General features: G+C 72.0%; 13 protein-coding genes and 1 tRNA gene. 4 read left to right on the top strand and 10 right to left on the bottom strand.

Features of this window, described 5'->3' with window-relative positions:
* Positions 1–6: 6 nt before the first annotated feature.
* Both RMN57_RS02420 and RMN57_RS02415 read right to left on the bottom strand, forming a co-directional pair.
* Positions 7–552, bottom strand: a complete 546-nt coding sequence (locus RMN57_RS02420; protein ID WP_313761668.1) for a histidine phosphatase family protein — start codon at positions 550–552, stop codon at positions 7–9.
* A gap of 234 nt (positions 553–786) precedes the next feature.
* Positions 787–1206 carry a hypothetical protein gene (locus RMN57_RS02415; RefSeq protein ID WP_313761667.1) on the bottom strand — a complete coding sequence of 140 codons (420 nt, stop codon included), beginning with the start codon at positions 1204–1206 and terminating at the stop codon, positions 787–789.
* A gap of 413 nt (positions 1207–1619) precedes the next feature.
* On the opposite strand from RMN57_RS02415, the gene RMN57_RS02410 reads away from it, so the two are divergent.
* Positions 1620–1946, top strand: a complete 327-nt coding sequence (locus RMN57_RS02410; protein ID WP_313761666.1) for a carboxymuconolactone decarboxylase — start codon at positions 1620–1622, stop codon at positions 1944–1946.
* 145 nt (positions 1947–2091) lie between these two features.
* On the opposite strand, the gene RMN57_RS02405 is transcribed toward RMN57_RS02410, so the two are convergent.
* Positions 2092–2916, bottom strand: a complete 825-nt coding sequence (locus RMN57_RS02405) for a dienelactone hydrolase family protein (protein WP_313761665.1) — start codon at positions 2914–2916, stop codon at positions 2092–2094.
* A 100-nt stretch (positions 2917–3016) separates the two neighbouring features.
* On the opposite strand from RMN57_RS02405, the gene RMN57_RS02400 reads away from it, so the two are divergent.
* Complete coding sequence (locus RMN57_RS02400; RefSeq protein ID WP_313761664.1) at positions 3017–3991, top strand: helix-turn-helix domain-containing protein; 975 nt, start codon at positions 3017–3019, stop codon at positions 3989–3991.
* 192 nt (positions 3992–4183) lie between these two features.
* Positions 4184–6283, top strand: a complete 2100-nt coding sequence (locus tag RMN57_RS02395) for an AAA family ATPase (RefSeq protein ID WP_313761663.1) — start codon at positions 4184–4186, stop codon at positions 6281–6283.
* A gap of 216 nt (positions 6284–6499) precedes the next feature.
* Here RMN57_RS02395 and RMN57_RS02390 read toward each other — a convergent pair whose 3' ends face one another.
* Together RMN57_RS02390 and RMN57_RS02385 are read right to left on the bottom strand one after the other, a co-directional pair.
* On the bottom strand, positions 6500–7561 hold the full coding sequence (locus tag RMN57_RS02390; RefSeq protein WP_313761662.1) for a M12 family metallopeptidase: 1062 nt from the start codon (positions 7559–7561) through the stop codon (positions 6500–6502).
* A gap of 337 nt (positions 7562–7898) precedes the next feature.
* Entirely contained in the window at positions 7899–8489 is a 591-nt protein-coding gene (locus RMN57_RS02385; protein WP_313761661.1) for a DinB family protein, read from the bottom strand.
* A 239-nt stretch (positions 8490–8728) separates the two neighbouring features.
* Here RMN57_RS02385 and RMN57_RS02380 point away from each other — a divergent pair.
* Positions 8729–8802, top strand: a tRNA-Met gene (locus RMN57_RS02380).
* 297 nt (positions 8803–9099) lie between these two features.
* Here RMN57_RS02380 and RMN57_RS02375 read toward each other — a convergent pair.
* From RMN57_RS02375 to RMN57_RS02355, 5 genes are all read right to left on the bottom strand, one after another.
* Positions 9100–9867, bottom strand: coding sequence for a hypothetical protein (locus RMN57_RS02375; protein ID WP_313761660.1), 768 nt, complete (start codon positions 9865–9867; stop codon positions 9100–9102).
* Between the two features lie 28 nt (positions 9868–9895).
* On the bottom strand, positions 9896–11095 hold the full coding sequence (locus tag RMN57_RS02370; protein ID WP_313761659.1) for a hypothetical protein: 1200 nt from the start codon (positions 11093–11095) through the stop codon (positions 9896–9898).
* A gap of 180 nt (positions 11096–11275) precedes the next feature.
* Complete coding sequence (locus RMN57_RS02365) at positions 11276–11410, bottom strand: hypothetical protein (protein WP_313761658.1); 135 nt, start codon at positions 11408–11410, stop codon at positions 11276–11278.
* The gene (locus tag RMN57_RS02360; protein WP_313761657.1) at positions 11407–11793 is read right to left on the bottom strand and encodes a class I SAM-dependent methyltransferase; all 387 of its coding nucleotides are present in this window, start codon (positions 11791–11793) and stop codon (positions 11407–11409) included. The genes RMN57_RS02365 and RMN57_RS02360 overlap by 4 nt, the downstream gene beginning before the upstream one ends.
* 446 nt (positions 11794–12239) lie before the next feature.
* Entirely contained in the window at positions 12240–13427 is a 1188-nt protein-coding gene (locus tag RMN57_RS02355) for a sn-glycerol-3-phosphate ABC transporter ATP-binding protein UgpC (protein WP_313761656.1), read from the bottom strand.
* Between the last annotated feature and the right edge of the window lies 1 nt (position 13428).

Raw genomic sequence — 13428 nt, 5'->3', positions numbered from 1 at the left:
GCGGGGCTACCCCCGCGGTACGGCGAAGTGGGTCAGCCGGGCCGTCCCCGGACGCAGCTGCGGCCAGGGCTCGGCCGTCGCGAGCACCGCGATCGCGCTGGTGGGGAACTTCTCCCGGATCCGGTCGAGGTCCGCGTCACGGGTCGCGGCGCCGGGGGCCGCGGGATCGCGGTCGGCCAGCGCCAGCACCAGCTCCGCCAGGACGGGCTGGTGCCCGACCAGCAGGACCGTCCCCACCGTGGGGGACACCTCGCGCACCACGTCGACCAGGCCGTCCGCGTCGGCCTCGTACACCCGGGGGTCGTGGACGACCGGCGGCACCTCCGGCCACTCGGCGGAGGCCAGCTCCCAGGTTGCGGCGGCCCGGCGGGCGGGTGAGCAGATCGCCCGGTCCGGCACCAGCCCGTGTTCGCGCAGCCAGCGCCCCGCCGCCGGCGCGTCCCGGAGGCCGCGCGCCGCCAGCGGCCGCCGCAGGTCGGGGACGTCGGGCCACGCGGACTTCGCGTGCCGCACCACGATCAGCCGCCACATGTCCGTGCCCCCCGTCGCCATACCCCTGCCCCCGTCGTCCCGGTGATGCCCACCCGACCAGTAGGCCACCGCGAGCGCCGGGCGCGCCAGCACGGCGGTCTGCTTGTCACCCGGAGGAGGCGCGGGCGGTCGTGGGGCGCAGCCGGCGGCCCGGACGGTGCCTGCCGGGCCGGTCGTCGACCGGCCCGGCAGTGATCGGGGCCCGTGCTCCGGACTCGGGCCGGATTCATGCTGGACTCAGGCTCCAAGCTGGACTCAGGCCCGTTCCCGGTGCGTGCCCGCGGTCAGGGCCCAGATGACGAAGACGTCGATGGCGATCATGATGATGGACCAGAACGGGTAGTAGGGCAGCCACAGGAAGTTGGCGATCATGTTGAGACCCGCGGCGATGACACCGAGGATCCGTGCCCACACCGCCCCGGTGAAGAGCATGAAGCCCGCCACCACGATGATGAGACCCAGGATCAGGTGCACCCAGCCCCAGCCGGTGACGTCGAACTTGTAGACGTAGTTGCCGGTGATGACGTAACGGTCGTCGTTGACGATGGCGCCGATCCCCTGGAGGACGGCCATCGCCCCGCCGAAGATCATCAGGCAGGCTGCGAAGGCGGTCCAGCCGGTCGCGAACGGCTTCCGGCTGACACCCGCCGATCCACTGCTGACGTTGCTGGCCATGCTCTGGCTCCCTCGGAGAGATGCGTCGCCCGTTTCCGGGCCACCCGGTCGGAGGCCTCCCTCACCAAAGTGCCACGACCGCGATACGGCTGCTACTCGGAGTTCGCAGCCCCGGCTCGTCGCCCCCACAGGGGGTGGCCCACCGGGGCCGTCCGCCGGGGTCGTCCGCCGGGCCGTCCACCCGGGCGGCTCACTGTCCGTGCGGCCCCTGCGGCGGTTGCCTACGGTCGGACACGGCGCCCCGCACGGACGTTCCCCGCCTCGTACGAGGCGCGCACTCCCGGCCTCGCACGCACGAGGCACGGACTCCCGGCCTCGCACGAGGCACGGACTCCCCGCCTCGTGCGAGGCACGGATTCCCCGCCTCCTGCGAGGCACTCACCGAGCATGACGACACCTGGAGATGACCGGACATGCCCACTACCTCCGAGACCCCCGTCCTCGACACCCTCATGGCCATGACCGCCGACTCGATCGAGCGGTGCGGCATGGCCCCCGACATGCTGATCCTCACCCGGATCGCCGCGCTGGCGGCGATGGACGCCCCGGCCGTGTCCTACCTCGCGCACGTCGAACCGGCGATGAGGGAGCACATGACCGCCAGCCAGCTGCAGGACGTGCTGGTCGCCATCGCGCCGATCGTCGGCACCGCCCGGGTGATGTCGGCCGCGACCCACATCACCGAGGCACTCGGTGTCGCCATCGCCGTGGCCGAGGCCGAGGTCCAGAACGGCATGTAGAACGCCGCCACCCGGTCCGGCGCGACCCGGTCCGGCGCCTCCCGGGCGCGTGAAGCCCAGGGGCGCGCCGGACCGCTGTCGCGCGCCGGACCGCCCGTGGCGAGCGGTCCTCCGCCACATCCTCGGATTCCGACGGCTCCGGGGCTCATTCCGGCTGCGCTCCGAGCCGCTCCGCCAGGAAGGCGATGATCTCGTCCCGGGCCCGCACGGTGGGGTGGCCGTCCTGGTCGACGAGGTGCGCCGTGACGACGCTGTGGGCGCAACCGACGACGTCACGGAAGAAGGGCGGCGGGTCCGTGTTCGCCGCATCGGCGTCGATGACCCGACCGTCGAAGGCGTCCCCGAGCAGCGCCCGGTAGGCCGCGAACCGCCGGCCGGTGCACCACCTGTCGCCGGCGAAGCGGTAGGCGAGAACCTTCAGCCCGTCCCGTGCCACGCGCTCGGCCACGGCAGCCGCGTCCTCGTCGCTGATCTCCAGACCGCCGGGGTCGTCGAGCGGCAGCGACGGATGGTTGACCACCGGTGCGACGACGGCGGGTTCGAGCGCCATCGTCAGCGCGAAGTTGCCGGTGAAGCAGAGACCGACGGCGCCGACGCCCGGCCCGCCGCACTCGGCGTGCGCCAGGCGGGCGAGGCCACGCAGCCACGCCACGACGGGGCTGGTGCCACCGCCGGCGAACGCCCGGAACTCGGCGCTGACGCAAGCGCGTCGAGCGATGCTCCCGCCCGCCTCGGCCTCCGGATAGGCGCCGTCGACGCCGAACAGGGAGGGCAGGTACACGGAGAAGCCGGCGTCACGCACCCAGCGCGCGAACCGCGCGACGTCGGGGCTGATGCCCGGCATCTCGGGCATCAGGACGACCGCCGGACCCGACCCGGCGACGTACACGGTCTTGTCGACGCCGTCGATGCCGACCGATCTCGGGGAGAAGTCGTCCAGGGCGTCGCGCTGTCCTCGCATGAGTGTCATGACCGAGATGGTGCCGAGTGGCCCGCCCCTGCGAGAAGCGGCGGCATCGCCAGGTGTCCCGGTAATATCGCCATCCGTCCAGAGGCGCCGGAGGAGCCGTATGAGCCCGCTGCGAGTCGGCGTCCTCGCCTACCCCGGCTGCTTCGCGTCGGAGGTGTACGGCGTCCCCGACCTCCTCGTGATGGCGACTCACGTCGCCGCGGCGCAGGGGGCGGTCCAGCCGTCCTACGAGACGTCGGTCGTCTCGCCCCGGCGGCGGGTGATCGCGTCCGGCGGCTCGGCCCTCGACGTCTCGGCGGTCCGCCCGGTGGACGTCCTGATCGTGCCGGGCTTCGAACTCTCCCCGACGCTCGACCTCGACGCGACGCTCGCGGACCTGCGACCGGAAGTGGCCTCGATCCGGTCGCAGGCGGACTCGGGAACCGCGGTCGTGTCGATCTGCGTGGGCGCCTTCCTGGTCGCCGAGGCCGGGCTGCTCGACGGGCGCGAAGCGACCACGTCCTGGCTGTTCGCCGATCGGTTCGCCCGCCGCTACGCCGACGTCCGCCTGCGCCGCGAGAGCCTGGTCGTGACCGACCGGGGGGTGACGACCACGGCGGCCTTCAGCGCCATGTACGACTTCGCGCTGCAGTTCGTCCGGGAGCACGACGGTCCCCGCATCGCCCGCAGTACCGCGCGGATCGCCCTGGTCGACGACGCGCGCTCCACGCAGACGCCCTACGTCGACCCGGCGCTCATGCCCACCGTGGGCAGGGAGTTCTCACTCGGCGTCAAGCGGTGGCTCGACCAGAACCTCGGCGCCCGCTACGACCTGCCCGCCCTCGCCCGGGAGTTCCACGTGAGCACCCGAACCATGCTCCGCCGCTTCGCGGCCGAGGCCGGCGAGACGCCACTCGCGTACCTGCAGGCGGTCCGGGTGCGCCGCGCCCGGCACCTGCTGGAGACGACCGACCGGACCGTCGCCGGCATCGCCGCGGACGTCGGGTACCGCGACCCCGGGACGTTCAGCGGAATCTTCGCCCGACACACGGGCCGGCGGCCGGGGGAGTACCGGGCGCAGTTCCGCCGTCGCTGAGCCGACCCGGCTCCTGCACGGTCGAAGTGAATTCGCCGAAGAATTCGTTGCGAATTGCGTCCGGACGTGATCTGCGGTCATCCGAATCTCCTCCGTCGAGGCGAGGGACACATTCACCGCGGGAAAGTCAACATTTACTTTCGCGGAATAGGCCTGCATAGTGTCGGGGCGAACCACGAAGGGGGATCTTCCTTGTCGCAGATCAGTGACGACGCCGCACAGCAGGTGGAACTGGAGCGGGCGCAGGTTTCCGTCATCGGCGAGCTGTTCGACGAGCGGCTCGCCGGGGCGCGGGCGCAGCTGGGGCGGGTGCTCGCGTCGCGGGCGGACAGCGCGGGCGAGGTGTACGAACGGGAGGTGGCCGCCGGGCGGCTGGCGGGGGAGGTGCGTCGGCTGGAGGGCGCCGAGGGCGGGCTGGTCTTCGGCCGGATCGACCTGGCGGACGGGACGGAGCTGCGGATCGGGCGGCTGGGCCTGCAGCGGGACGAGGACGAGCTGCCGGTGCTGGTGGACTGGCGGGCGGAGGCGGCCCGGCCCTTCTACGAGGCGACGCCGGTCCACCCGATGGGGCTGCGCCGCCGCCGTCACTTGAGCATGACGGGCCGCACGGTGGTCGGGGTGAGCGACGAACTGCTGGACGGCTCCGCTCCCAGGACCGGAGACGTCGTCGGTGACGGCCCGCTCGCGGCGGCGCTCCAGGCACGGCGGACGGGGCGGATGGGGACGGCGGTCGCGACGCTCCAGGCGGAGCAGGACGCGATCGTCCGGTCGCCGCACCGCGGGGTGACGGTGGTGCAGGGCGGTCCGGGTACCGGAAAGACGGTGGTGGCGCTGCACCGGGCCGCGTACGTGCTGTACGCGTTCCCGAGGGCGGCCGAGCGCGGGGTGCTGGTGCTGGGGCCGAACGCGCGGTTCCTCGACTACATCTCCCAGGTGCTGCCCTCGCTCGGGGAGAACGACGTCGTCCTGGCGACGTGCGAGGAGCTGGCCGGTGTCGTGCCGGGCGCCGTGGACGGCTTCGATGCCGCCCGCCTCAAGGGCGGTGCGGTCCTGGCGGACGCCCTGGCCGAGGTGATCCGCTCGCAGCAGGCCCCGGGCGGGGAGTTCACGGTCCGGGTCGGGCAGGAGTGGGTCCGCCTGGAGGAGTGGGAGGTCGCCGAGGCGCGGAAGGCGGCGCAGGCGAGCGGTCTCGCACACAACCCGGCGCGCCGGCTGTTCCGGGAGTCGCTGGTCGACGCCCTGACGGACGCGCTGGCGCGCGGCATGGCCGAGACGCTGGAGCGCATCGACGCCGAGGTCGCGCAGCTCACCGGGGTCGACCTCGACCGTCTGGCGGCACGGGACCTGCGCAACCTCGGCATCGACGACGCGCCCGCCACGGGGGCCGAGGAGTTCGACGCCGACGCCGTCCGCGCCGCCCTCCTCGACGACCCGCACGTCGACCGGGCCGTCGAGGACCACTGGCCGCGGCTCGTGCCCGGAGACGTCGTCAGCGCCCTGCTGTCCGACGCCGATGCGCTGGCCGTCCACCTGCCGCAACTCACCGCCGACGAGCTGGCCCTGGTGCTGCGTACGCCCGGTGCGCCGTGGTCCGACGCCGACGTGCCGCTCCTCGACGAGGCGGCGAGCCTGGTCGACGGCCCGCCCGAGCAGGTCTTCGGACACGTCGTCGTCGACGAGGCGCAGGAGCTGACCGCCATGCAGTGGCGGATGATCGTGCGCCGGTGTCCCGGCAGGTCGATGACACTGGTCGGCGACTTCGCCCAGGCGGGCCCGGCCACGGCCGCGCGGGACTGGAACGAGGCGCTCGCCCCGCACGTCGGCCGGCGCTTCGACCTGCGGACGCTGACCGTCAGCTACCGGACCACGCAGGAGATCCTGGCCACCACCGGGGAACTGCTGAGCCGGATCGCCCCGGGTCAGCCGCCGGTCCGCTCGATCCGGCACGGTGACGCGCCCCGCGCCGTCGCGACGGCGCCGGAGCGGCTCGTCCCCGATCTCGTCCGGGAGCTCCGGGCGCAGGCCGCCGCACACCCGGGCGAGTTGCTCGGGGTGGTCTGCGCGGACGGCAGGACGGAGGAGCTGGCGGCCGCGGGGGTCGAACGGTACGCCCGGCTGGTGCCGGCCTCCGAGGCGCGCGGTCTGGAGTTCGACGAGGCCGTGGTGGTCGACCCGGAGGGGATCGTCGCGGCCCGCCCCGCCGGCGAACGAGATCTCTACGTCGCCCTCACCCGCGCCACCAAGCGCCTGTGCACGGTCACCGTCCACACCGTCCACCCGGCCGGCGTGTAGCAGCGCAGGGCTTTGCGCAGGAAGTCGGCCCGCCCGACTTCCTGCGCAGCGCTCATCGTGCCCGGGGGCGAGTGGCGGTCCGGTCCAGGTGGGCTTCGATCAGCAAGGCGGCCCCGATTTCCTTCCCCTTCCTCCACTGCCCGACCTGGCCCTTCCCGACCCGGCCCTTCCCGGGTCGGGTCGGGAAGGCCGAGGGTGGGACGGACGTCACGGACGTCACCAGTGCATCAGCGCGGCCTCGCCGGCTCCCCAGGCGGAGTAGATGCGCGCCCGCAGGAGGTAGTTGCGCCCCTTGAAGAGCTTGACGCCCAGCTGGGCATTGCGGTCCTCGCCGCTGTCGTCCTCGGCGGTGACGTACCGCAGCTCGCCGTTGACCCGCTCGAACAGGGCCATCACCACGTCGGTGTCCCCGAAGGTGCCGATGACGTACTTGCGGGTCTCGGCCGGTGCGATCGCGAAATCGACCTGGCCACCGACCCGCGTCGGCAGCGGGACGGATTCGTGGGGCTTGAGGAGGTGGGGCTGCGCCACGAGCGCCGGGTACCAGGCCAGAACCTCCTCCTTGTCGGTCGCCGACAGGGACAGCGGCTCGGGAATGCCCTGCAGACGGAGTTGCTTCGGCCGCCGGATCCATCCGGGCGCGATCGGGTACTCCATGACCGAGTCCTTGTCGAACATCGAGCCCTCGACCTCGGCCGGGTCCAGCTTGCGGATGATGTTGAAGAAGGTCGTGGCGCGGTCCCACCTGTTGGGGGGCTGGGCGAGGGCCGCGTAGACCACCTCGTCGTTCCAGTCGATGCCGGCGTTCGGGTTCTGGTGCTCGTGCTCGAAGCCCAGGACGTGCCCGAGCTCGTGCAGGGCGGTGGCGTGGCCGGAGGCGTCGGTCAGGTCCCAGCCGTAGCTGGTGGTGGGCTCGCGGCGCGGGACCTGCAGCACGTCCCGGCCCACGGCCGACTCCGACTTGTCCCCCTTGAAACTGATCCGGACCTCGGCCTCCGAGCGGTCGTCCACCTCCCGGAAGTCCAGGCCGATGCCGAGATCCTTCCACTCCGTGAAGGCGTTGCGAACGGCGTCCGGCTGGCCGGGCGGGCGATCGGGGCCGCCGGTGTCGAGGAAGCAGTAGTGCAGGACGGTTCCGTTCAGCCACTTCTTCTGAACGGTGCGTAGCGCGCTGGCGCGAGCCGGCGCCAGGCCTAACCGGGGAGCGGGCGTTGCGGACGGTTTTACGGAACAGTACTGCGGCGCCGGGTAGGCCGCCGCCTTCTTGCCACCAGCCATGAGGGGACCCTCCCATCTGCGAACCACCGCACGAACGCGGGCGGTTGAGGTCGCTGAGCTGGCTGTCGGGCCTTTGGGAAGTCTTTCCATCATCGTCTCGCCGCCCGGGCTCTACCACAACCCTCGGTCGGCGTCCAGATGGGGCGAAGAGCCGGAATGCGGAGCCGGCGGCCGCCGTGACACCCCATCGGGCACGCTCCGAAGTCGAGCGACTACGCGCGACGCCGTGTCACCACTCCACTCCGGTGGGTGGTTGCGGCTCGGGTTGCCGGCGAGGGGCCGGAAGCGCGCGGAGGTCCGTCCGGGGCGGCAGGGGCCCGGTCGGTCCGACGTGCTGTCAGCCGCCGCTCGGGGATGCGGGTTCCCACGGCTGGAACCACGGGTCGGGCCACGCCTCGGCCGTGGCGAGCAGCGGGTAGAGGGTCGCGCCGTCGATGCTCTCCCGGATGACGTCGGCGTGGCCCCCGTGCCGTGCGATCTCCTCGATCAGGTGCAGCAGGACCCAGCGGACCGACCATTCCTTCACCTCGGCCGGAAACCAGGGCAGACCCTGCGGCACCGGTACGGCCTGCCCGAGGTCGGGGATGCCCGCGATCACCGCGTCGGTCCGCTCGGCGGCCTCCGCGTGCGCTGCCAGGACCGCCGCCAAGGTCTCGTCGGGGCCGAGCCGGAACTCGTCGGAGTCCGACTCGTCCGCCTTCCGCTGTGGCCCGCGCTGCTGCTGGAGGATGAGGTCGGTCCAGAAGGCCTCGCATCGTGCGGCGTGTTTGATCAGACCGCCGATGGTCAGCTCGCTGGCGGAGGCCGCCGTGCGCGCCTGCTCATCGGTCAGGCCGTACGCGGTGACGCGCAGCGCGCGCCGCTGGTGGGCGAGGTAGGCGGTCAGTGCCGTGCGCTCATCGGCGACGGGCGGGGCGAATCCCGGCATGGCTGGACCCTCTCGGCGTGCAAGGTCTTGCAGCAAGTTTCAGTGGACTCTACTGCCGTCCGCTGCTCCCCGGAACCGCGGGCTCGCGTCGGATCGGACCGCCGCACGGCCGGAGCGCCCGCGGTCCGGGCAGGTGGGAGGGTGCGGTCGTGGTCGGTGTCGCAGCCGGGGCCCCGCACCTTCGTGGCAGAACGGTTTTGCCTGCAGAGCTCGCCAGGCTGTACTGTTGCTCATGCCGACGCGGGGTGGAGCAGCTCGGTAGCTCGCTGGGCTCATAACCCAGAGGTCGCAGGTTCAAATCCTGTCCCCGCTACGAGAAGAACGGCCCGGAACGAACTGTTCCGGGCCGTTCTGTTTGCGCGCGCGGGGTCCGCATTCGGGAGCCCCGGTGGCTTCGGGTTCCGATCACCGACGCGTCGCGGTCAGCTGCGGCTCGACGGCATTCCATGCGAAACCCAGCCGCACCGCGTTGAAGCCGTTCTCCGCCAGGAACCGGGCGTCCCTTTCGCTGAATCCTCCCGCCGCGGGTCAGTGCGGCGGTTTCTTGTAGGCCGTATTCACGCCGTGACGCACCTGCCCGGCGCTGCTCGGGGCCGAGAATCCGCCCTGGTCACTGGAAGACGGCGACCGGGTGGATGTCCAGGGCGCCGTCGTCGGCGTTCCAGCCCTTGATCTTTCCCAGGCAGCTGCCAGAGAACTCGGTGCCGGGAGTGTTCTGGCGCAGGCCCGAGTTGGCGCAGGCCAGGCGGATGCGGGCGGAGGGGACGGCGGAGCCGGCGCCGGCGTAGGAGGCGATGAAGACGGTGGTGCCGCTCGGGTCCTCGGAGGTCCGGGCGGCCAGCCGGAACCTTCCCTTGATCAGCACGTAGTCCTCGACGTGGCTCAGCAGGGTGCTCTTGGGCAGCGGGTCGGACTGGCCGAGGTCGCTCAGCAGTTTGACGAGCGCCGCGTTCTTGCGCAGGGTGCCGGTCTTGAGGTTGGCGTGGACGATGCCGTTGCCCTTTTCGATCGCGTCGACGAGGACTCCGATCACCTCGATGGGGGTGTGGGTCCGGACGTAGTTGGTGATCAGCTGTTCCCCCCGGGTCTTCTCGAAGCCGAGCGTGCCGTCCGGGGTGGCGGCGCTGACCGTGTAGCTGCCATTGGTCTGGTGCTCGACCGCCTGGACGAGGGCCGCGGAGTGACGGCCCATCTGATAGCTGTCGGTGATGGTGCAGTCGTCCAGGTAGACGCAGATGCCCTGGGTGAGGTCCAGGCCGGTGATCCGTTGGGCGCGCAGTTCCAGGGAGCAGTACACGACGAGGAAGACCAGGCTCGCCACGGCGGCCGCCCAGGCGGACAGGGGGAGCCACCACTCGTCGAACCAGAGCTTGGACATGGCCGTCGCTTCCTTGTCGCAGGGGCGGTCAGGAGAGGATGCGCCTGCAGCCGGCGACGGTCTGGAGGACGGTCTCCAGGACCTCGGGCGGGGGCAGGAGCGCGCGGGTCCGGTTGGCCGTGGCGGGTACGGGCAGGTTCTGGGCCTCCAGGAACGTCCGGAGCGGGTCCTGGCCGTGGGCGTCCTGCCCCACGTGGAAGCCGAGCTCGGTCGCCCGTTCGCGCAGCTCGGGGTCGGACTCGATGAGGTCGGCCAGTTTGTCGGCCCGGGGCTTCAACGCGATGATGCGCGGCTCGGTCAGGAACGTGCTGTCCGGGTAGAGCAGGACGCGCGTGGTGTCGGGTCCGCCCTTCGCCGCCTTGTGGCGGAGCTGGTAGGCGAGGTACTGGTGCTCGTAGACCACCGGCGTGGGCGCGGCGTCCTCGCCGTTGACGAAGGAGTCGAATCGGTCGCTGGCCGGGCGTCCCTGGGCTTCCAGCAGTGGTTTGACGGCCTCGCCCACGGCGGCGGCGGACTCGTCGTCCAGCGCCCGGTCGCCGTGCCGGGTGAAGGCGACCTGGCTGACGTAGGTCTCCGCGGAGTTCGAGTCGCAGTACGGGGAGGTGTAGGCGGCGACGACGTTGTCGTTGTTGATCCTGCCCGGATCGATGCCGAGGTCGTTCCAGGTCGTGCTGGTGCGGGCGAGGTCCAGGAACTTGGCCAAGTCGAGGTCGTAGTACAGGGTGGCGGCGGAGGACGTGCCCTGGGGTGCCGCAACCCCCTTGCGCACCAGGGCCTCGGCATAGGGCCGGTAGGTCGCGATGACGAGCGGGCTGGTGAACGGCAGCTTGATCCTGGCGTACGCGTGCGCCTCTTCCCGGCGGTACTTGATGGTGTCGGCCGTCGCCTGCCCGGACGGGAAGACGAAGTCGTACGGATCGAGGTCGCCCTCCGCGACCTGGCGCGACCCGGCGACGTCCACCGTGACCTTGATCCGGTGGCTCATCAGGATCCGCTGGACCTCCGGATCGGTGAAGAGGTCGGCCTTGGAGGCCACGCGCCCCCTCAGTTCGACCACGGGTAGCCCCGGGAACGGGAGGTTACCGGTGAGGGCGAGTCCCGTGGTGGCGAGCACGAGTACGGCGAAGGGGATGGCGACGATCTGCCGGAACCGCCGCCGGGCCAGGAAGAACGGGCGCTTGCCCGCGATTCTGAGTGGAGGCTCTTCGAACGCATTGGCGGGAACCACGTATGACAGGGTGTCAGGAACGCGGCGAGCGGGCGAGACTGCCGACAGGTGTTCACCAACCAGTTGCGGTTCCGTTACTCCTCGCCGCGAGGGCGGGCCGCGCCGGTGGTTCGCCCTTTGGTCAGGAGGCGCCGGGCGCTGACCACCCGGCGGCGCCCGGCGCGGCTGGGCGCGCGGATCCTACGAGTCGTCGAGCGGCCCGATCAGCGCGTCGACGGCCAGTGCCCCCAGCGCCCAGACTGCTGCGAACAGCACGGCGCAGGCCACCGCCGAGATGGTGAACTGCCCCGCGACGCTTCGTGCGAACCGCTTCATGGTCCCCGCCCCTCCCCGTCGGACGCTCCAGGTCCACGATAGCGCCAGCGCGCGCCGGGGACTGCGCTCGACCGGCAGGAGCACGGGCGCTCGGCACGGAGGAGGAGTTCGCGGGCGCCGGTCGCGCCGGGGTCGAGCAGTCTGGCGTACCGGTTGAGGGCCGCCGCGGCGACCACACCGCCGGGACGGACGACGCGGCGGGCCTCCTGCCAGGCGCGTGCCCGGTCGGCGGCGTCCGGCAGGTGGTAGAGCGGACCGAGGAGCAGGACCGCATCGAACGAGCAGTCCCCCTGGGTGAGTTGCCGCGCGTCGCCGGCGGTGGCGGTCAGACCCTGGTCGCGGGCCTGGCGGACGTGCTGTTCCACCGCGTCGACGACGGCCACGTGGTAACCGCCGTCGGTGAGCCACCGGGCCTGCCCCCGGCCCGCCGCCGACGTCCAGGACCGCTGCGGGTGGGGGCGGGAGGTGGGCGCGCAGGATCTCCCGGGTGCGAAGCAGTTCGAGGGCCCCGATCGTGCGGCCGGAGGTGAGGCGGCCGGCCTCGTCACCGCCCGCGTAGAACGCGGCGAGGCCGAGAAGCGGCGCGTCGGTCGGTCGGTCGGCCGCGCGGCGCGTCGGCCGGTACGTCGGCCGGCACGTCGGATCGATGCGGCGTCATCGGCGTCCCTTCGTGGCACTCTCGGTCGCGGACGGGGGATCCGCCGGTCCGGCGACGCGTGGGACCCGACCCCGGGCGCCCCGTCCCGTCGCGTCCTGTCCCGTCCTGTCTCGTCCCGTCGAAGGCATACCCCGCCGTACCGCTCGGGAGTCGGCGGCTCGGGCCACCGGCTCAGGTCACCGCCTCACCCGGGCGGGTCAGGTTGGTGCCGCTGCGGGGGTCGAAGACGTGGATGCGGGACGTGTTGATCCACAGGTCCTGCCGGGCCCCCTCGGTGGCGCGGGTCGCGGTGTTCAGGCGGGCGACCAGGCGGTGCTCGCCCATGCCGGTGTCCGCCCGGCCGGAGTCCGCGGCGATCTCGGCGAGCTCCTCGGAGTGTGCCGGGCCCCCGGTCTCGGTGAAGTGCACGTACACGTCGGAGCCGACGGACTCACGGACGTCGACGGTGACGGTACAGACGGGACTGTCGCCGTGATCGTCGACGAGAGCGGCGTCCTCGAAGTCCTCCGGGCGGATGCCCACGATGACGTCGCGCGGCGTGTTCGCCTGCTCCAGGGCGCGGCGCGTGCGGTCGTCGACCGGAAGGTCGCCGAGGGAGGTGCGCAGGGAGCTCTGTTCCAGCGTGGCGGCGAGGAAGTTCATGCCGGGCGAACCGATGAAACCGGCGACGAAGAGGTTCACCGGTGCGTCGTAGAGGTGCTGCGGCGAGCCGACCTGCTGGACGACGCCGGAGCGCATGACGACGACGCGGTCGCCGAGGGTCATCGCCTCGACCTGGTCGTGGGTGACGTAGACCGTGGTGGTGCCCAGGCGTCGCTGGAGCGCGGCGATCTGGGTGCGCATCTGGACCCGGAGCTTGGCGTCGAGGTTGGACAGCGGCTCGTCCATCAGGAACGCCTTGGGGTCCCGGACGATGGCGCGGCCCATCGCGACCCGCTGGCGCTGGCCGCCGGAGAGGTTGGCCGGCCGGCGTTCGAGGTGCTGGGTCAGGTCGAGGATGCGGGCGGCCTCCTCGACCTTGGCCGCGATGGTGGCCTTGTCCACCTTGGCGAGGCGCAGCGCGAAGCCCATGTTGTCGCGGACGCTCATGTGCGGGTAGAGCGCGTAGCTCTGGAACACCATGGCGATGTCGCGGTCCTTGGGGGCACGGTCGTTGACGACCTGTCCGCCGATGCTCAGGGTGCCCTCGGTGATGTCCTCCAGGCCCGCGATCATGTTGAGGGTGGTGGACTTGCCGCAGCCGGAGGGGCCGACGAGGATGACGAACTCGCCGTCGGCGATGGTGAGGTTGAAGTCGCGGACGGCGAGCGCGCCGTCGGGGTAGCGCTTGGTGATGCCGTCGAGGACGATCTCGGCCACG

The organism is Kitasatospora sp. CM 4170, from assembly GCF_032110285.1.
Lineage (GTDB): Bacteria > Actinomycetota > Actinomycetes > Streptomycetales > Streptomycetaceae > Kitasatospora > Kitasatospora aburaviensis.
Note: the sequence above shows the minus strand (reverse complement) of the source record. Positions and strands in the feature narration are given on the sequence as shown.

What these genes read in the sequence shown, in the direction of transcription:
- RMN57_RS02420 (WP_313761668.1), bottom strand. Translation starts at nt 552, where the DNA reads ATGGCGACGGGGGGCACGGACATGTGGCGGCTGATCGTGGTGCGGCAC.
- RMN57_RS02415 (WP_313761667.1), bottom strand. Translation starts at nt 1,206, where the DNA reads ATGGCCAGCAACGTCAGCAGTGGATCGGCGGGTGTCAGCCGGAAGCCG.
- RMN57_RS02410 (WP_313761666.1), top strand. Translation starts at nt 1,620, where the DNA reads ATGCCCACTACCTCCGAGACCCCCGTCCTCGACACCCTCATGGCCATG.
- RMN57_RS02405 (WP_313761665.1), bottom strand. Translation starts at nt 2,916, where the DNA reads ATGACACTCATGCGAGGACAGCGCGACGCCCTGGACGACTTCTCCCCG.
- RMN57_RS02400 (WP_313761664.1), top strand. Translation starts at nt 3,017, where the DNA reads ATGAGCCCGCTGCGAGTCGGCGTCCTCGCCTACCCCGGCTGCTTCGCG.
- RMN57_RS02390 (WP_313761662.1), bottom strand. Translation starts at nt 7,561, where the DNA reads ATGGCTGGTGGCAAGAAGGCGGCGGCCTACCCGGCGCCGCAGTACTGT.
- RMN57_RS02385 (WP_313761661.1), bottom strand. Translation starts at nt 8,489, where the DNA reads ATGCCGGGATTCGCCCCGCCCGTCGCCGATGAGCGCACGGCACTGACC.
- RMN57_RS02375 (WP_313761660.1), bottom strand. Translation starts at nt 9,867, where the DNA reads ATGTCCAAGCTCTGGTTCGACGAGTGGTGGCTCCCCCTGTCCGCCTGG.
- RMN57_RS02365 (WP_313761658.1), bottom strand. Translation starts at nt 11,410, where the DNA reads ATGAAGCGGTTCGCACGAAGCGTCGCGGGGCAGTTCACCATCTCGGCG.